At 61.1% G+C, this 18,442-nt stretch carries 17 protein-coding genes and 1 pseudogene; 2 read left to right on the forward strand and 16 right to left on the reverse strand.

Annotated elements, in window-relative coordinates; genetic code table 11:
• Positions 1 to 11: 11 nt before the first annotated feature.
• The 13 genes from C4J93_RS19840 to C4J93_RS19900 all read right to left on the reverse strand — a co-directional run bounded on the left by C4J93_RS19840 (position 12) and on the right by C4J93_RS19900 (position 10,929).
• Entirely contained in the window at positions 12 to 677 is a 666-nt protein-coding gene (locus tag C4J93_RS19840) for a TetR/AcrR family transcriptional regulator (protein ID WP_124430287.1), read from the reverse strand.
• Positions 678 to 1,122: 445 nt separating this feature from the next.
• Positions 1,123 to 1,908, reverse strand: a complete 786-nt coding sequence (locus C4J93_RS19845) for a TatD family hydrolase (RefSeq protein WP_124364005.1) — start codon at positions 1,906 to 1,908, stop codon at positions 1,123 to 1,125.
• A gap of 63 nt (positions 1,909 to 1,971) precedes the next feature.
• Positions 1,972 to 2,961: a DNA polymerase III subunit delta' gene (locus C4J93_RS19850; protein WP_124430288.1), complete on the reverse strand. Its 990-nt coding sequence runs from the start codon at positions 2,959 to 2,961 to the stop codon at positions 1,972 to 1,974.
• Positions 2,954 to 3,586, reverse strand: a complete 633-nt coding sequence (gene tmk, locus C4J93_RS19855) for a dTMP kinase (protein WP_124430289.1) — start codon at positions 3,584 to 3,586, stop codon at positions 2,954 to 2,956. The genes C4J93_RS19850 and tmk overlap by 8 nt, the downstream gene beginning before the upstream one ends.
• Positions 3,587 to 3,605: 19 nt before the next feature.
• Positions 3,606 to 4,727, reverse strand: coding sequence for an endolytic transglycosylase MltG (gene mltG, locus C4J93_RS19860; RefSeq protein WP_124430290.1), 1,122 nt, complete (start codon positions 4,725 to 4,727; stop codon positions 3,606 to 3,608).
• Positions 4,728 to 5,543, reverse strand: coding sequence for an aminodeoxychorismate lyase (pabC, locus tag C4J93_RS19865; protein WP_124368025.1), 816 nt, complete (start codon positions 5,541 to 5,543; stop codon positions 4,728 to 4,730).
• Entirely contained in the window at positions 5,543 to 6,787 is a 1,245-nt protein-coding gene (gene fabF, locus C4J93_RS19870) for a beta-ketoacyl-ACP synthase II (RefSeq protein WP_124364010.1), read from the reverse strand. Before fabF ends, pabC begins: the two co-directional genes overlap by 1 nt.
• A 128-nt stretch (positions 6,788 to 6,915) precedes the next feature.
• Entirely contained in the window at positions 6,916 to 7,152 is a 237-nt protein-coding gene (gene acpP, locus C4J93_RS19875) for an acyl carrier protein (RefSeq protein ID WP_010566559.1), read from the reverse strand.
• A 191-nt stretch (positions 7,153 to 7,343) separates the two neighbouring features.
• Positions 7,344 to 8,087 carry a 3-oxoacyl-ACP reductase FabG gene (gene fabG / locus C4J93_RS19880; RefSeq protein ID WP_124368026.1) on the reverse strand — a complete coding sequence of 248 codons (744 nt, stop codon included), beginning with the start codon at positions 8,085 to 8,087 and terminating at the stop codon, positions 7,344 to 7,346.
• A gap of 29 nt (positions 8,088 to 8,116) precedes the next feature.
• Positions 8,117 to 9,061, reverse strand: coding sequence for an ACP S-malonyltransferase (fabD, locus tag C4J93_RS19885; protein WP_124368027.1), 945 nt, complete (start codon positions 9,059 to 9,061; stop codon positions 8,117 to 8,119).
• A 126-nt stretch (positions 9,062 to 9,187) separates the two neighbouring features.
• Positions 9,188 to 10,198, reverse strand: coding sequence for a phosphate acyltransferase PlsX (gene plsX / locus C4J93_RS19890; protein ID WP_124430291.1), 1,011 nt, complete (start codon positions 10,196 to 10,198; stop codon positions 9,188 to 9,190).
• 4 nt (positions 10,199 to 10,202) lie between these two features.
• The gene (gene rpmF / locus C4J93_RS19895) at positions 10,203 to 10,385 is read right to left on the reverse strand and encodes a 50S ribosomal protein L32 (protein WP_008152339.1); all 183 of its coding nucleotides are present in this window, start codon (positions 10,383 to 10,385) and stop codon (positions 10,203 to 10,205) included.
• Positions 10,386 to 10,398: 13 nt separating this feature from the next.
• On the reverse strand, positions 10,399 to 10,929 hold the full coding sequence (locus tag C4J93_RS19900) for a YceD family protein (protein WP_124364014.1): 531 nt from the start codon (positions 10,927 to 10,929) through the stop codon (positions 10,399 to 10,401).
• Positions 10,930 to 11,034: 105 nt separating this feature from the next.
• Here C4J93_RS19900 and C4J93_RS19905 point away from each other — a divergent pair, with 105 nt between their 5' ends.
• Positions 11,035 to 11,613 carry a nucleoside triphosphate pyrophosphatase gene (locus C4J93_RS19905; RefSeq protein WP_124430292.1) on the forward strand — a complete coding sequence of 193 codons (579 nt, stop codon included), beginning with the start codon at positions 11,035 to 11,037 and terminating at the stop codon, positions 11,611 to 11,613.
• Between the two features lie 132 nt (positions 11,614 to 11,745).
• Here C4J93_RS19905 and C4J93_RS19910 read toward each other — a convergent pair whose 3' ends face one another.
• The 3 genes from C4J93_RS19910 to rluC are packed head-to-tail and all read right to left on the reverse strand — an operon-like array spanning position 11,746 to position 14,359.
• A complete protein-coding gene (locus C4J93_RS19910) occupies positions 11,746 to 12,729 on the reverse strand; it encodes a S49 family peptidase (RefSeq protein WP_124407950.1) in 984 nt (327 codons plus the stop codon).
• A 21-nt stretch (positions 12,730 to 12,750) separates the two neighbouring features.
• Positions 12,751 to 13,413: an HAD-IA family hydrolase gene (locus tag C4J93_RS19915; protein WP_124430293.1), complete on the reverse strand. Its 663-nt coding sequence runs from the start codon at positions 13,411 to 13,413 to the stop codon at positions 12,751 to 12,753.
• Positions 13,400 to 14,359 carry a 23S rRNA pseudouridine(955/2504/2580) synthase RluC gene (gene rluC / locus C4J93_RS19920; RefSeq protein ID WP_032886795.1) on the reverse strand — a complete coding sequence of 320 codons (960 nt, stop codon included), beginning with the start codon at positions 14,357 to 14,359 and terminating at the stop codon, positions 13,400 to 13,402. Before rluC ends, C4J93_RS19915 begins: the two co-directional genes overlap by 14 nt.
• A gap of 758 nt (positions 14,360 to 15,117) precedes the next feature.
• On the opposite strand from rluC, the pseudogene rne reads away from it, so the two are divergent.
• Positions 15,118 to 18,305 (forward strand): annotated as a pseudogene (gene rne, locus C4J93_RS19925) (ribonuclease E).
• Positions 18,306 to 18,442: the final 137 nt, after the last annotated feature.

Consider the following 18,442-nt stretch of genomic DNA (forward strand, 5'->3'; position numbering starts at 1 on the left):
TGATGAATGACTCAGGCAGTGGGTGCTTCGCCAGCTTTTTCAGGGCCCGGTAACTCGGCGCTGTGCTTGCGCTTGTTGCCCATGCGCACGCCGATATCCATCAGGAACTGAAAGAAGCCTTCCTGGTCTTCCAGCACATTGCTCCAGAACGGCGAGTGGTACAGCGCGACGGCGCCATGCACCAGGGCCCAGGCGGCGCAGTAGTGGAAGTACGGCGGCACGTCTTCGAGCTTGCCTTCACTGATACGACCCTTGATCAGCAAGGTCAGGCGTTCAAAGTTCGAGGCGCGGATCTTGTGCAGCTCCTCGACCATTTCCGGCACTTGATGGCCCTTGACGACCTTTTCTTCCAGGCGGTCAAACAGGCGGTAGCGCTGCGGGTCGCGCATGCGGAACTCGAAATAGGCTCGGGACAAAGCTTCTTTGTCCTTGTCGACATCGGCCGAATGCAGCAGCTCGTTCAAGTCGCGCTCGTAGTCGAGCATCAGGCGCAGGTAAATCTCGGCCTTGGACTTGAAGTGCTTATAGATCGTGCCTTTGCCGATACCCACGGCATCCGCGATCATCTCGACGGTGACGCTGTCTTCGCCTTGTTCGAGGAACAATTTGAGTGCGGTGTCGAGAATTTCCTGCTCACGGCGGCGAAACTCACGGACCTTACGGGGTTCTTTATGCATGAGGAAGAGGTCTGCAAAGGTCGGAATAGGAAGGGTTTCGTGCGCCATGGATACGTGGCGATACGATTTACCCGATGCGAGGGATTATCCCGACTGAACGGTCGTTGGGCAACGCCTATGTGAACCCGTTATGCACTTAACTTTCAATACGCCAACGATTTTGGCGATATCAGTCAGAAACAATACGCACCACTCGACCCGAGCATCCTGTGCAATGAGAACTCAAGCGAAGAGCGCGTATTCCAAATCTGTTTAAAAAACGACCAATCGACACTGGACTGAATCGGATAGTGATCAATACTTCAAGTGTCGGCGCGACATCTCCCCCAAGTGACGCGTCGACCTGGGTACCGACGGACTGTGTGCCCTTGTTTTACTCCTAATGGTCTTAGCCCGGATTCACCCCCCAGAACCCGGGTTTTTTTTGCCCGCGATTTGAGCGCGATCAGCAAGCCACATGGGCCAGTGGAAACAAACGCCTGAAGTTCTCAGTGGTCTGCTCGGCGAAGCGCTCGTAGGACTCACCGCGCAGCATTGCCAGATAATCCGCCACGTCACGCACATACTCGGGCAGGTTCGGCTTGCCGCGATGGGGGATCGGCGCCAGGTACGGCGAGTCGGTTTCCACCAGCAGCCGGTCGGCAGGCACCTGGCGGGCGACATCACGCAGCGCGTCAGCATTGCGAAAGGTAACGATGCCCGACAGGGAAATATAGAAGCCCAGGTCCAGAGCGGCCTTGGCCATCTCCCAATCCTCGGTAAAGCAATGCAATACACCCGCCTGGGGCAGCGCGGCTTCACGCAACAGCGCCAGGGTATCGGCGCGAGCCCCACGGGTGTGGACGATCACCGGTTTGCCGGTCTGTTGCGCAGCCTGCAGGTGCAGGCGGAACGAGGCCTGCTGCAGGTCGGCGGCTTCGGGTTCGTAGTGGTAATCCAGACCGGTTTCGCCAATGGCGACGACGCGCGGGTGATTGAGCTCGCCCAACAGCCAGTCCAGGGCCGGTGCTTCGCCGGGTTTGAGATCCAGCGGGTGGATACCCACCGAACAATCCACGTCAGCGTAGCGATCGGCGAGGGCTTTGACGTCGGCGGCGTTTTCGGCACTGACGCCGATGCACAGGAAGTGCCCTACCCCGCGCTGGCGCGCAGCTTCAAGGGCGGCGTCAAGGGAGCCGCCGTGCTGAGCGAGGTCGAGTCGATCAAGGTGACAGTGGGAATCTACGAGCATGGGTCTCTACAACTTGAGTTACGGAACGTATCTGGCCAACGATACACCCGCTGGCCACGGAAATTAACGCCGGCCGAGCAGACCGACCCACTGCACCAGCAGCGCTTCGAGCAAGAGCACGCGGTTGAGGTTGGCCTTGCCGAGCACCTTCTGGCGCTGGGCGAGGATCCAGTCCTGAATGCTCAACACCTTGTCCTGGGCACTTTTCTGCGCCAGGTATTGCACCACCTTGCGCATGTCCGGCAGGCCCAGGCCGTTCTCGTCCTGGGTCAGCTGGTAGCGCAGGATCAGGCTGGACCAGTCGCAGAACCAGTCGAACAGCAGCAACAGGGGAATGTCCTTCCACGCAGTTTCGGCCAATTGCGTGGCGGACAGTTCCTGTTTGATCAGCTTCTTCACCCCGTCCACGACCAGTGCACGTTGCTCGCGCACGCCCTGGGCTTGCAGCTTCACCGCAGCCAAAGGGGAACCGGCGGCCAGGGTCAGCAATTCGACGCGTTCTTCCGCCGAGCAGTCCGGCAGCGCCTGCGCCAGCCATTGCAGGCTCATGGCCTCGCTCGGCAACGGGCACGCCTGCTGCACGCAACGGCTGCGGATAGTCGGCAACAAGCGGCTGGACTGATGGCTCACCAGCAATAGCACGGTGTCGCCGGACGGTTCTTCAAGGCTTTTGAGCAAGGCGTTGGCGGCGTTGATGTTCATCGCCTCCACCGGCTCGATCAGCACCACCTTGCGCCCGCCCATCTGCGCGGTTTGCACCACGAAACTGACGAGGTCACGGACCTGGTCGACCTTGATCGCTTTGTCCGCTTCCTCAGGTTCCAGCACATAGTTGTCGGGGTGGCTACCCGCCTTCAGCAGCAGGCAGGATTTGCATGCGCCGCAGGCTTCCAGGCCGACCGGGCGCTGGCACAACAAGCTGGCCATCAAGCGTTCGGCAAGGGCGCGCTTGCCGATGCCTGTCGGGCCGTGCAGCAAATAGGAGTGGGCGTGCTGGGCACGGCCGGCCAATTGTTGCCACAGGCCGTCCTGCCACGGATAGGCATCAGCCACGGGCGCGCTCCAGCAGGGTGGGCACCAGCGCATCGATGGCGTGCTGCACATGCGCCAGCGGCTGAGCCGCATCGAGCAGGTGATAACGCGCAGGCTCCGCCTTGGCACGCGCGAGGAACGCAGCGCGCACAGCGTCGAAAAACCCCTGGCCTTCCAGCTCGAAACGATCCAGGCGGCCGCGTGCACTGGCGCGGGCCATCCCCACTTCCACCGGCAGGTCGAACAGCAGGGTCAGGTCTGGACGCAGAGCACCCTGCACGAAGGTTTCCAGGGTAGCGATACGCTCCAGGCACAACCCACGACCACCGCCCTGGTAGGCGAAGGTGGAGTCAGTGAAACGGTCGCAGATCACCACGGCGCCGCGTGCCAGCGCCGGTCGGATGACCTCGGCCAAATGCTGGGCACGGGCGGCGAACACCAGCAGCAGCTCGGTGTCCGGGTTCATTGGCTCATCACCCGGCGCCAGCAATACTTCACGGATGCGCTCGGCCAGCGGCGTACCGCCGGGCTCACGGGTCAACACCACTTCGATGCCGGCAGCACGCAGGCGCTCGGCCAGGTAGTCGCGGTTGGTGCTTTTGCCGGCGCCTTCCGGGCCTTCGAGGGTTATAAACAAGCCAGTCACAGGCAGTCCTTAGTCAGAGTCATTGCGGGCTTTGCGGGGCGCTGGTGTCCGGCGCAGGCTCTGCCGGTACGTCAACCGGTGGCACCGCGTCGTCCAGCGGCTTGACCGCCGGTGCCGGGCTGGAACGGTAATCGGCGCGGCGCTTGAGTTGAAATTCACGCACGGCGGCATTATGCGCATCCAGGTCATCCGAGAATATATGGCTGCCATCACCACGGGCGACGAAATACAGGCTGCTGCCCGGCACCGGGTTCAGTGCGGCATGAATCGCCTCGCGGCCGACCATGGCGATGGGTGTCGGCGGCAGGCCGGCGATCATGTAGGTGTTGTAGGGGTTGGCTTCCTTGAGATGGGCGCGGGTCAACTTGCCGTTGTAGCGCTCACCCAGGCCGTAGATCACCGTGGGATCGGTCTGCAACATCATGCCCATCTTCAGGCGACGCACGAACACACCGGCAATTTGCCCGCGCTCTTCGGGCACACCGGTTTCCTTTTCTACAAGAGAGGCCATGATCAGCGCTTGATAAGGCTCAGTATAAGGCGCATCAGGCGCGCGCCTGCTCCACTCCTGGGCCAGTACATCATCGAGGCGGTTGTAGGCTTTCTTCAGGAATTCGACATCGGTCATGCCGCGCACGAAGCGGTAGGTGTCGGGAAAGAAGCGGCCTTCAGGGAATACGCCAGGATGGCCGAGCTTGTCCATCACTTCGCTGTCACTGAGGCCCGAGAGGCTCTGCACGATCTTGTCATGCTTGGCCAGGGCCGAGCGTACCTGGCGAAAGTTCCACCCCTCCACCAGGGTCAGGCTGTATTGCACCACTTCCCCACGCTGCCACAGGCCGATCAGGCCTTCGGCGGTCATGCCTGGGGTCATCCGGTATTCGCCGCTGTGCAGCGGCTGGCCCTCGAGGTTGAAACGCCAATAAAGACGCAGCCAGAAGGCACCGTCGAGCACGCCATCGGCTTCCAGACGATTGAAGGTGCCAGTGGGCGTCGCCCCTGCCGGCACATCGAGCAATTGCTCCTGGGTCAAATGCAACGGCTGTTTCAAGGCAGCGTTGTATTTCCAGGCGCAAAAGCCCGCCAGCAAAGCCGCCGAGCACACACCGATCAGCAGCAGTACAACCAGTTTTCGTATCACTCAAATATCCAATAGCGCGCGAACAATGCCTTGCAGTTTACGGGTGAGCGGGCCAACCGACCAGCTCATCCCAGCGCACTCGCGTACCGGCCAGATGCCATAAACGCTGTTGCACACAAAGACTTCGTCGGCCTGCTGCAACTGTTCGAGGCTGATGTCGGCCACAGCCACCGGGACGCCCAGCACTTGCGCCTGGGCCAGGATCTCGGCGCGCATAACGCCGGCAACGCCGCAACGCTTCAGATCAGCGGTTAGTAACAAGCCATTGCGCACCAGGAACAGGTTGCTGAACACGCCTTCAATGACACGACCGGACGTATCCAGCATCAAGCCTTCGGCATGCTCGGCATCCCGCCATTCGGCGCGGGCGATCACCTGCTCAAGGCGGTTGAGGTGTTTGAGCCCGGCCAGCAGCGGTTGTTCGGCCAAGCGGGTGACACACGCAAACAGGCGGATGCCGTCGGTTCCATGGGTTTCGGGATAAGCGGCAGGCGGACTGCCCTGCAGGATACGGCGCGCAGCGGCCTCGGGGTCGATGCCATAACCGCGCTGGCTGTCGCCACGGGTCAGGATCAACTTGAGCACGCCATCGCCAAGGGCTGTGGCATAGGCCAGCACCTCGCTACGGACCAGCCCGTGATCTGCGGCTAACCCAAGGCGCCTGCAGCCCTCATGGAGGCGCTGCAGATGACGGTCAAGCAGCACCGGCTGCCCGGCCTTGACCGCGATGGTTTCAAACACCCCATCGCCATACGCCAGGCCGCGATCTTTCAGGGGCACGCTGTCCGCTGGCTGACCGTCGACCCAGCTGTGCATCACTCGGCGAACCGGCGGAACACCAGCGAGCCGTTAGTGCCACCAAAACCAAACGAGTTGGAGATCACCACGTCGATCGGCATCGGTTGCGCTTCGTGAGGCACGAAGTTCAGGTCGCAACCTTCGTCCGGCTCATCGAGGTTGATGGTCGGCGGAGCGACCTGGTCCTTGATGGCCATGACACTGAAGATCGCCTCGACCGCGCCCGCCGCGCCCAGCAGATGGCCGGTCATGGACTTGGTGGAGCTGACGGCCAGCTTATAGGCATGCTCGCCGAACACCGACTTGATGGCCTCGGCTTCCGCCAGATCGCCGGTTGGCGTCGAAGTGCCATGGGCATTGATGTACTGCACCTGGTCGGCGTTGACCTTCGCATCGCGCAAGGCGTTGGTGATGCAACGCGCGGCACCGGCACCGTCGGCCGGTGGCGAGGTCATGTGGTAGGCGTCGCCGCTCATGCCAAAGCCGATCAGCTCGGCATAGATGGTGGCACCGCGCGCCTTGGCATGCTCCAACTCTTCCAGCACCAGGGCGCCGGCACCGTCGGACAGTACGAAACCGTCGCGGCCTTTGTCCCACGGACGGCTGGCACGGGTCGGTTCGTCGTTGCGGGTCGACAGCGCACGGGACGCGCCGAAGCCGCCCATGCCCAGGCCGCAGGCGGCCATCTCGGCGCCGCCGGCGATCATCACGTCGGCTTCATCGTAGGCGATATTGCGCGCCGCCATGCCGATGCAGTGAGTGCCCGTGGTGCACGCCGTTGCGATGGCGTAGTTAGGCCCCTGTGCGCCCAGGTGGATCGACAGGAAACCGGAAATCATATTGATGATCGAGCCCGGCACGAAGAACGGTGAAATTCGACGGGGGCCGGAATCGTGCAGCGTGCGGCTGGTTTCTTCGATATTGGTCAGGCCACCAATACCCGAACCCATGGCCACGCCGATGCGCTCACGGTTGGCGTCGGTGACCTCCAGGCCGGCATTGCGCACCGCCTGAAAACCGGCTGCCAGGCCGTACTGAATGAACAGGTCGAGCTTGCGGGATTCCTTGATCGAGAGGTATTCCTCGACATTGAAACCCTTTACCGAGCCGCCAAAACGGGTGGAATAGGCAGAAAGGTCCGTGTGTTCGATCAGACCGATACCACTGTGGCCAGCCAGAATGCCCTGCCAACTGCTTGGCACATCCGTGCCCAGTGGCGACAACATACCCATACCGGTGACTACGACGCGTCTACGCGACACAGCACTCTCCTTTTTCTAATGACGACACTTTGCTTCGCAGCGTACTTTTCGTCACCGCTTAAAGAAAAAACCGCACGCCGTTACAGCAGTGCGGTTTTTCCCTGACAGCAAGCGACGACTACAAACTATTACGCCTGGTGGGCAGTAACGTAGTCGATAGCAGCTTGAACAGTAGTGATTTTTTCAGCTTCTTCGTCCGGGATTTCGGTCTCGAATTCCTCTTCCAGAGCCATCACCAGCTCAACGGTGTCAAGGGAATCGGCACCCAGGTCTTCTACGAAGGAAGCAGTGTTGGTCACTTCTTCTTCTTTGACGCCCAGTTGCTCGGCAACGATTTTCTTGACGCGCTCTTCGATGGTGCTCATACCTTGTTTAACTCCTAATGGACAAATTCAGGCAGCTGGCCAGTGGGTAAGTGTATAGAAAGCCATTTCAGCTTTTCAACTGAAAGCTTCACCCTGTACCCGCTCTGCCACCTGCCTATAAATTAAGTTGCAGCTTTATAACGGATTTTAGACAGCTCGTATGACATATTTTTGAAGCGATCCGTCACAATTTAACTCATGTACATCCCGCCGTTCACTGGAATTGTAGCCCCAGTCACGTATGCCGCACCGTCGGATGCCAGGAAAGTGACCACATTCGCGATCTCTTGAGCCTGGCCCAGACGGCCCAGCGGAATCTGCGTCAGCAAGGCTTCACGCTGTGCTTCCGGCAGTTCGCGGGTCATATCGGTGTCGATGAACCCTGGGGCCACCGAGTTTACCGTAATCGACCGCGAACCGACTTCACGCGCCAGTGCACGGCTGAAACCTTCCAGACCGGCCTTGGCGGAGGCGTAGTTTACTTGGCCGGCGTTGCCCATGGCACCCACTACGGAGCCAATATTGATAATTCGGCCCCAACGCGCCTTGGTCATGCCGCGCAAAACGCCCTTGGACAGGCGGAACAGACTGTTCAGGTTGGTATCGACCACGTCGTACCATTCGTCGTCTTTCATGCGCATCATCAGGTTATCGCGGGTGATACCGGCATTGTTCACCAGAATCGCCGGCGCACCGAACTGAGCGGTGATCTCAGCCAGCACGGCCGCCACGGACGCATCACTGGTCACATTCAGCTCGAGGCCCGTGCCCTGCACGCCGTTTTCCTTGAGGGTCGCGGCGATACGCTCGGCGCCCGAAGCGGAAGTGGCGGTGCCGATCACAACGGCGCCCTGACGGCCCAGCTCCAGGGCGATGGCCTGGCCGATGCCACGGCTTGCGCCGGTAACCAGTGCAACTTTACCTTGCAGACTCATGCAGGCTTCTCCTAAGTACAAAATCGGGATTAAGCGTTCAGGCCAGTGCCGCGAGCGGCAGCGAAGGCTTCAGGGGTATTGAGGTTGGCAGTCGACACACCGTCGGCGCAGCGCTTGTTCAGGCCGGCCAGGACTTTGCCCGGACCGCACTCGACCAGCTCGGTGGCGCCGTTGGCGGCCAGGGTCTGCACCGATTCCACCCAGCGTACTGGCTTGTAGAGCTGCTCCAGCAGGTCGCGCTTGAGGGTGTCGAGGTCAGGGGCAACCGCCGCGCTGACGTTCTGCACCAGCGGGATCTGCGGCGCCTGCCAGTTGATGGCAGCGATAGACTCGGCAAAACGCTCGGCGGCCGGGCGCATCAGTTCGCAGTGCGACGGCACGCTGACCGGCAACGGCAGCGCACGCTTGGCGCCACGCGCCTTGCAGCCTTCGATGGCGCGTTCGACCGCCGCCTTTGCACCGGCGATAACCACTTGACCAGGGGAGTTGAAGTTGACCGCGCTGACCACTTCGCCCTGGGCCGCTTCGGCACAGGCTTCGATCACCACGGCGTCGTCCAGGCCCAGGATAGCGGCCATGCCGCCCTGCCCGGCCGGAACGGCTTCCTGCATCAATTGACCACGACGCTCGACCAGTTTGACCGCTTCAGCGAGGGTCAGGCTGCCCGCCGCGACCAGCGCGCTGTATTCGCCCAGGCTGTGGCCGGCAACGAACGCCGGGCGCGCGCCGCCTTCGGCCAGCCACAAGCGCCACAGGGCGATCGAAGCGGTCAGGATGGCCGGCTGGGTCTTATCGGTTTGATTGAGTTGCTCTTCCGGCCCCTGCTGGGTCAACGCCCACAGGTCGTAACCCAGTGCGTCGGAAGCTTCCTTGAAGGTGTCCAGGATCAGCGGGTATTGCGCGCCCAGCTCGGCCAACATGCCGAGGGACTGCGAACCCTGCCCTGGAAAGACGAATGCGAGGGATGTAGACATGTAACAAGCCCCTAATGATCTTGTCGTCGGAAAGAGGCGCCCCTACGGTGGGAGCGCACGAAACTGACAGATTGGATGGTCAATTGAACTGGCCGGTCACATTTAAGCACTCCCGGGCCAATTCGCCTAAGGCAACAGATCCTCGAGACGGCCGTGCAAACGTTGCGGCAGGTTTTCCTGAATCTCGATCACGGCCCGCGCAATGGCACTTTGAAAACCTTCCACACCAGCCGAACCGTGGCTTTTCACCACAATGCCCTGCAAACCCAGAAAACTCGCGCCATTGTGCCTGGCCGGGGCCAGGTCGGCCTGCAGACGGCGCATCAATGGCAGCGCCAGGGCGCCGACAGCACGCGACAGCAGGTTCTGTTTGAACAGTGCTTCAATGCGCGTGGCGATCATGGTCGCCAGGCCTTCGCTGGATTTGAGCAGGATATTGCCGACGAACCCATCGCACACCACCACATCCGCTTCGCCCCGGTACAAACCGTCACCTTCGACAAAGCCGATGTAGTTCAAGCCTCGCGCGCCCTGCAGCAACGCAGCGGCGAGCTTGACCTGCTGGTTGCCCTTGATGTCTTCGGTGCCGATGTTCAGCAAGGCTACGCGTGGCCGTACCACGCCCAGCGCTTCGGCCGCCACCGAGCCCATCACGGCGAACTGGAACAGGTGCTCGGCACTGCAGTCGACGTTCGCCCCCAGGTCCAGCAACTGGCAATAACCTTTCTGCGTCGGAATCGCCGCCACCATCGCCGGCCGGTCGATGCCCGGCAGCGTCTTGAGCACATGCCGCGACAGAGCCATCAGCGCGCCCGTATTGCCGGCACTGACACAGGCTTGCACCTTGCCGTCGCGCAGCAATTGCAACGCCACGCGCATGGACGAGTCGGGCTTGCCGCGCAGGGCCGCTGCCGGTTTTTCGTCCATGGTGATGGCTTCGCTGGCCGCTGTAACCGTCAGGCGCGCACGATCCACCGCCGGATGGCTGGCAATCAGTTCTTCAAGAAGGGAGGGTTGACCGACGAGGGTCAGGTGCAGCGAGGGCGTTGCAGACAGGCTGGCAATGCAGGCCTGAACAATGCTGCGGGGACCGAAGTCCCCGCCCATTGCGTCAATCGCGATGACTTGAGCAGACAAGTGATTACTCGTCAGCGCCCTTGTCGATCACTTTACGGCCACGGTAAACGCCTTCTGGCGATACGTGGTGACGCAGGTGAATTTCACCGGTGGTTTTTTCTACAGACAGAGTGCTTGCCGTCAGGGCATCGTGCGAACGACGCATGTCACGGGCAGAGCGGGATTTTTTGTTCTGCTGAACAGCCATAATTGATTAACTCCTAAACGTTTGGGTCACGCTTTAACTGCGCCAATACACTGAACGGGTTGGACCGCGTTACCTCGTCCTCGCTCGGTTCGGGCTCGTCATCGAGACCCGCCGGCTGCTGGCATTCTTCCGGATGATGAGCAGGCACAATGGGCAAGGCGAGCAAAAGCTCCTCCTCGATCAGTGCATGCAGATCCAAAGGATCTTCGCCCAGTTCCAGCACGTCATAACCTTTCGGCAACGACTGGGTATTCGCACCCTCCTTCACCACGGCATAACTGCATTCGCTGTGGATCGGCAGGGTGACCAGCTCAAGACAACGCTGGCAAACCATCTTGACTTCGGTGTCGATAAAACTGTGGATTACCACAGACTTACGTTCATCTCGTTCAAAAACGAATTTGGCCTGGACCGCACCGACAGTGTCGGAAAGCGAGTCGCAGAGTCTCTCCAAATCGGCCAGCGGCAATTCACCTTGAAGGGAAGTGCCACGATCAGCCAATTTGCGCGGGTCAACGTGAGGTGGAATCGGGTCATTCAACATAGGCGCAGCATTATAGGGATGCCCCCAGCCATGTCAAAGGAAATTCAGCCCTGTGCGTCAGCCGGTCACGCCGCTAGAATCTGCGGCTGCCTTGAGGAGACGTCCATGCTGCCTTTATTACTTGCGTCCAGCTCGGTTTATCGCCGGGAATTACTGAGCCGCCTGCACTTGCCGTTCACCTGCGGCGCACCGGATATCGATGAAAGCCATCGCCCGGATGAATCCGCCATTGCGCTGGTCAAGCGCCTGGCCGAAGAGAAAGCGCGCGCCCTCGCCGCCAGCCATCCCGGACACCTGATCATCGGTTCGGATCAGGTGGCTGCGCTTGAAGGACGGATTATCGGCAAGCCGCACACCTTCGAAAACGCCCGCGAGCAATTGCTGGCAGCCAGCGGCAAGCGTGTGAGCTTCCTCACCGGACTGGCGCTGCTCAATAGCGATACCGGGCACTGCCAGGTCGACTGCATCCCTTTTACGGTGCACATGCGCGAACTGAGCGTTGAACGCATCGAACGCTACCTGCGGGTCGAGCAGCCGTATGACTGCGCGGGCAGCTTCAAGGCCGAAGGCCTGGGCGTGAGCCTGTTCCAGAGCACCGAAGGGCCGGATGCGACCAGCCTTGTGGGCCTGCCGCTGATTCGCCTGGTAGATATGCTGCTGGCGGAAGGTGTGCAAGTCCCCTAAAAGCACCACAAAACCAATGTGGGAGGGGGCTTGCTCCCGATAGCAGTGGATCAGTCAGCTTATCTGTAGCTGGCCCACCGCAATCGGGAGCAAGCCCCCTCCCACATTTTGTCCTGCATTTACTTTGAGAGATCAGCGCAGGGTCGGGCCCTGGAAGCCCATATACAAGGCCAGCTTCTCAGCCACACTGGCGCCGAGCTTTTTGGAGAAGCGGTCAAACGGCGATTCCTCAACCGTAAAATCCACCAGTTCCTTCTCGCCAATCACATCCCGTGCTACCGAACTGGCACTGCCCAGACCGTCGATCAAGCCCAGCGGCAGCGCTTGCTCACCCGACCACACGAGGCCGGAGAACAGCTCTGGATGGTCCTTGTCCTTCAGCCGATCGCCACGCCCTTGCTTGACGCTGGCAATGAACTGACGATGGGTGGTATCGAGCACGCCCTGCCAGAACTGCGTTTCATCAGCCTTTTGCGGCTGGAACGGGTCGAGGAACGCCTTGTGCTCCCCCGACGTGTAGGTGCGACGCTCCACGCCCAGCTTTTCCATGGTGCCGACAAAACCGTAGCCGGCCGCCGTCACGCCAATAGAGCCGACCAGGCTGGCCTTGTCCGCATAGATCTGGTCGGCAGCGCTGGCGATGTAATAGGCACCCGAGGCCCCCAGGTCCGAGATCACCGCATACAGCTTGGTATCTGGATGCAGAGCGCGCAGACGGCGAATCTCGTCATACACATAACCCGACTGCACCGGGCTGCCACCGGGGCTATTGATGCGCAGGACCACGCCTTTGACCTTGGGGTCTTCAAACGCAGCGCGCAAGCTGCTGACGATATTGTCGGCGCTGGCGGGCTCCTTGTCGGCAATCACCCCGCGCACTTCGATCAAGGCGGTGTAGTGGCTGCCACGGGTGGCGCTTTTTTCCATGTCCATCAGCGGGCTGAACAACGCCAGCATGCCCAACAGATACACGAAGGTCAGCAGCTTGAAGAAAATCCCCCAACGCCGTGAACGACGCTGCTCCTGCACGCTGGCCAACAAGGTCTTTTCCAGCAACTTCCAGCTTTTGTCGTCGCTGCTATCGGCCTTTTCAGGCGCTTTCCACTCGTCACTCATGCCATTAACCCCAGCAAAGACTTATTGAGCCCGACCGAGCCAGGCCTGCAGTTCAGAAAAATGATCGATCGTCAGCCTGGGCTCATATTGCTGCAAGGCTTCGGCCGCCTGGGCGCCGTAGCTGACCGCCACGCTGTCCATGCCCGCATTGCGCGCCATCATCAGGTCGAAGGACGCGTCCCCCACCATCAGTGCCTGGCGCGGCGCTACCCCGCAGTGAGCCAGGATCTGCTCCAGCATCAGAGGGTGGGGTTTGCTGGCGGTTTCATCCGCGGCACGGGTGATGTCGAAATAATCGTCCCAGCCATGTGCCTTGAGCACGCGGTCAAGCCCGCGCCGGGCCTTGCCGGTGGCCACGGCGAGGTAGTAGCCCTGAGCACGGAACGCCTCCAGGGATTGCCTCACACCGTCGAACAGCGGGGAAGGCTCTGCTTCCAGGGCGATATAGTGATCCGCGTAGTGCTGTCGAAACGCGATCAGCTGCGAGTCGTCGATCAGTGGGTACAGGGTGCGGATGGCCTCGGGCAAGCCCAGGCCGATGATGCCCTTGACCGCCAGGTCGCTGCACGGCTCGAAGCCGGAACGGGTCGAGGCCATGTGCATCGACTCGACAATCCGCCCTATGGAGTTGGCCAGCGTTCCATCCCAGTCGAAGATCAGCAGCTTGTAATCAAGGCGCGACACTCAAACGCTCCACGGTCTTGGCCCACATCTCGTCGACTGGCGCCTGCAACTTCAACTCACCGCCATCGGGCAGCGGCACGGTCAGCATGTAGGCGTGCAGGAACAGGCGCTTGCCGCCCAGGTCGCGAATTTCTTTGGAGAAATCCTCGTCGCCGTATTTGGTATCACCGGCAATGCAATGGCCAGCGTGCAGGGTGTGCACGCGAATCTGGTGAGTACGCCCGGTGACCGGCTTGGCCTCGACCAGGGTGGCGAAGTCGCCGAAGCGGCGCAGCACCTTGAACAGGGTCAGGGCCTCTTTGCCCTCCTCGTCCACTTCCACCATACGTTCACCGGAGCGCAGGTTGCTTTTCTGCAACGGCGCTCGCACGCTCTTGATCGAACTGGCCCAGTTACCACGCACCAGCGCCATGTAGCGTTTGTCTACGCCATCGCCACGCAGGGCGGTGTGCAGGTGGCGCAACATGCTGCGCTTCTTGGCGATCATCAACAGGCCAGAGGTGTCGCGGTCCAGTCGGTGGACCAGCTCCAGCTCCTTGGCATCCGGGCGCAGCTGACGAAAGGCTTCGATCACGCCGAACGTCAGGCCGCTGCCGCCGTGAACGGCAATGCCGCAGGGTTTGTTGATCACGATGAGTTTGTTATCTTCGAACACGATCGAGGCTTCCAGGCGCTGCAGCAGGCCCTGGGCCAACGGCACCGGCTCGTCGCGCTCGGGCACACGCACTGGCGGCACCCGGACGATATCGCCCGCCTGCAACTTGTACTCGGGCTTGATCCGGCCTTTGTTCACGCGCACCTCGCCTTTGCGCAAGATGCGGTAAATCAAGGTCTTGGGCACGCCTTTGAGCCTGGCCAGGAGAAAATTATCGATGCGTTGGCCGGCATATTCCGGCGAGACCTCGAGCAGCTGGACGCTGGGGGTCTGGGGGGCGGTAGTCGTCATGGCGGCGATGATAACAATTTTTTATGGAATTGAAGCACTTAATCATTGCTGCTATAGTCGCGAACGCCGCCAAAAGCGGCCTGGACAGAGGACTTGCGGCAAACTGCCGGCCCTGACCATCGCAATTCATCAGGACGCGAGGCCGTCCTACGGGGCGTTCGCCACCTTGGAAGGCTTGAGATTGTAACAAGCGCAGGTGACATGAGGCCTGAAGCGAGTGCGCAAAGCAGAGTGAATACTCGCCTTGCGCGCCGATATTTACGGCCAGTTCACAAAGTGCAGTCAGTCTCGGGCCAGACCATGGCGAATGCTTCGGAAACAACGCCTGTTAAGAGCTGAGTGCGAGCGCAATCGCCCACACCTAGTCTTGTTTAGCCATGAGCGTGGACTCCCCATTGGAGAACACGGTAAATGCCAACCCGCTGCGGATTCTGCGCGCGGCAGCACCCGAATTATCAGGGATACGTGTAGGGTGGAGATGCACAACCGTCGGACCGTGTAGCACTAGGCTTATATTTAGACGCTTCATCTCGTCCACAGTCGCCGGTTGATTCCTCCTCCTGACCTTAGCTTTTGTTGAAGTGGTGCCTTTGTCACCACCGCTAACAAGCAGGACGCGTCCGTCGCGATACCCGCCCAATTGGCAGGTTTTGCTGGACACTGGAGTGGCCAACCACTCTTGACGCACCTGACACCGACCGTGAGAAGTCGTGTGTGCCGAACGCCGTTTCCGGCAGCCCGGAAACCGACGGTACAACATGAAAAGAATGCTGATTAACGCAACCCAACCCGAAGAGTTGCGTGTTGCACTGGTAGATGGCCAACGCCTCTACGACCTGGATATCGAATCCGGTGCCCGCGAGCAAAAGAAGGCCAACATCTATAAAGGCCGTATTACTCGCATCGAACCTAGCCTTGAGGCTGCCTTTGTCGATTTCGGCTCCGAGCGCCACGGCTTCCTGCCCCTCAAAGAAATCTCCCGCGAATACTTCAAGAAGGCCCCGAAGGCCGGGTGAACATCAAGGACGTCCTGAGCGAAGGCCAGGAAGTCATCGTTCAGGTCGAGAAAGAAGAACGTGGCAACAAGGGCGCCGCCCTGACCACCTTCATCAGCCTGGCTGGCCGTTACCTGGTGCTGATGCCGAACAACCCGCGTGCCGGCGGTATTTCCCGTCGCATCGAAGGCGAAGAGCGCAACGAACTGCGTGAAGCGCTCAACGGCTTGATCGCTCCGGCCGACATGGGCCTGATCGTGCGCACCGCAGGCCTGGGCCGCAGCAGCGAAGAAATGCAGTGGGACCTCGACTACCTGCTGCAGCTGTGGACCGCCATCAAAGAAGCGTCCCTGGATCGCTCCGCGCCCTTCCTGATCTACCAGGAAAGCAACGTGATCATCCGCGCCATCCGCGATTACCTGCGCCAGGACATCGGCGAAGTGCTGATCGACAGCGTTGAAGCCCAGGACGAAGCCCTGACCTTCATCCGCCAGGTGATGCCGCAGTACGCCAGCAAGATCAAGCTGTACGAAGACAGCGTTCCGCTGTTCAACCGTTTCCAGATCGAAAGCCAGATCGAGACCGCTTTCCAGCGCGTAGTCGAACTGCCTTCCGGCGGCTCCATCGTGATCGACCCGACCGAAGCCCTGGTGTCCATCGACATCAACTCGGCGCGCGCCACGAAGGGTAGCGACATCGAAGAAACCGCCCTGCAGACCAACCTGGAAGCGGCTGAAGAAATCGCCCGCCAGCTGCGCCTGCGTGATATCGGCGGCCTGATCGTGATCGACTTCATCGACATGACCCCGGCCAAGAACCAGCGCGCCGTGGAAGAGAAAGTCCGCGAATGCCTGGAAGCTGACCGTGCCCGCGTGCAGGTCGGCCGCATCTCGCGCTTCGGCCTGCTGGAAATGTCCCGTCAGCGCCTGCGCCCGTCTCTGGGTGAAAGCAGCGGCATCGTTTGCCCGCGTTGCAACGGCACCGGCATCATCCGTGACGTTGAATCGCTGTCGCTCGCGATCCTGCGACTGATTGAAGAAGAAGCCCTGAAAGACCGCACCGCCGAAGTTCGCGCACAAGTGCCGATTCCGGTTGCGGCCTTCCTGCTCAACGAAAAACGCAACTCGATCACCAAGATCGAACTGCGTACTCGCGCCCGTATCGTCATCCTGCCGAACGATCACCTCGAGACGCCGCACTTCGAAGTGCAGCGCCTGCGCGATGACAGCCCGGAAGCCCACAGCGGCCAGTCCAGCTACGAAATCGCTGCTGCCGCTGCCGAAGTGGAAGAAGTCCAGCCAGCCGCTGCGACCCGCACCCTGGTCCGCCAGGAAGCCGCTGTGAAGACCGCGCCGGCCCGTGCCAACGCACCGGTTCCGGTTGAAGCCGCCGCTCCGGTTGCCGCACCGGCCGCCTTGCCTGAGCCAAGCCTGTTCAAAGGCCTGGTGAAATCCCTGGTCAGCCTGTTCGCCACCAAGGAAGAGCCCGCCGCGCCGGTTGTGGTTGAAAAAACCGCCGCCGAACGCCCTGCGCGCAACGAAGAGCGTCGCAACGGTCGTCAGCAGAGCCGTAACCGCAACGGTCGCCGCGACGAAGAGCGCAAGCCGCGCGAAGAACGTGCTCCGCGTGAAGAACGCGCGCCACGTGAAGAGCGTGCACCTCGCGAAGCCCGTGAAGAAACCCCGACCGTAGCCCGTGAAGAACGCGCACCTCGCGAGGAGCGTGCACCGCGTACCCCACGTGCCCCGCGTGAAGATCGCAAGCCGCGCGGCGAGCGTGAAGAACGTGTGCGCGAACTGCGCGAGCCTCTGGACGCGGCACCTGCCGTTGCCGCAGCCGCCGCCGCAACCACCGAAGAACGCCCGGCTCGCCAGCCGCGTGAAGAACGCGCGCCACGTGAGGAACGTCAACCACGTGCTCCGCGTGAAGAGCGTCAACCGCGCGCCGAACAAGCCGCTGCCGCCAGCGAAGAAGAAGTGCTGACCGGCGAAGAGCAACTGCAGGAAGATGGCCAGGACAACGCCGAAGGCGATCGTCCACGCCGCCGTTCCCGTGGTCAGCGTCGTCGCAGCAACCGTCGTGAGCGTCAACGTGATGCCAACGGCAACGTGATCGAAGGTTCGGAAGAAGCCGGCGAGCACGCAGAAGCTGGCAATCACGAACCGACCGGTGACGAACTGGCTGCCGGCCTGGCCGTGACTGCCGCCGTGGCCAGCTCGGTCATCAGCGCACCGGCTGAAGCCCAGGCTCATGAGCAGGCTGAACGCGCTACCGCCGCTGTCGAAGAGACTGCTGCTTTCGAAGAGACCGCTGCAGTAGAAGCACCCGTTGCCGAGACTCCAGTGGTTGAAGCACCGGTGGTGGAAGCCACTACCCCAATCGAAACCCCAGTGGTTCCGGAAGTGGAAGTGGCACCGGTTCGCGACGCTCAACCCGTGACCGAAGTGGTTGCCGTTGAAGTCGCCCCGGTCGTCGAGCCTGAGCCAGTGGTTGAAGCTGCAGCTGAAGAAACTGTGGTTGAAACACCGGCTGCCGAAGAAGCCGCCCCGGCCGTGCGTGAAGTTCGCGAAGAACAGACCGCCTTCCAATGGTCCGCCGAACCTGCCGCCCCGGTTGAAGCGCCTGCGCCCGCGCCGGTGGTAGAGGAAGCGCCAACTCCGGTTGCCGAAGTCGTGGTTGCCGAGCCTTCCCCAGTGGTTGAGCCGGCCCCTGTGTTCGAGCCAACGGCGGTCGTAGAGCCTGCGCCAGTCGTGGAAGCCCCGGTGGTAGCCGAAGTCGCTGCTCCGGTGGTTGAAGCTGCACCGGCAAGCGCCCTGACTGAAAACGGCCGTGCGCCGAACGACCCACGTGAAGTGCGTCGTCGCCGCAAGGAAGCCGAGGCTGCCGCCGCTGCTGCAGCGTTAGAGCAAAAGGCCCAGGAAGAAGAGCACGAGCCTAAACCCCTCGTCTGATTCCATCGGCTATTAAAAAGCCCCGCCTGAGCAATCAGGTGGGGCTTTTTTTTGCAAAAAAATCGAACACACGGCTGTTCAAAGGTGGGAGGGGCTTGCTCCCGATAGCGGTGGATCAGCCAACACCTCCATGAGCT

The organism is Pseudomonas sp. R2-37-08W (genome assembly GCF_003851705.1).
In the GTDB taxonomy this organism is placed as follows: domain Bacteria; phylum Pseudomonadota; class Gammaproteobacteria; order Pseudomonadales; family Pseudomonadaceae; genus Aquipseudomonas.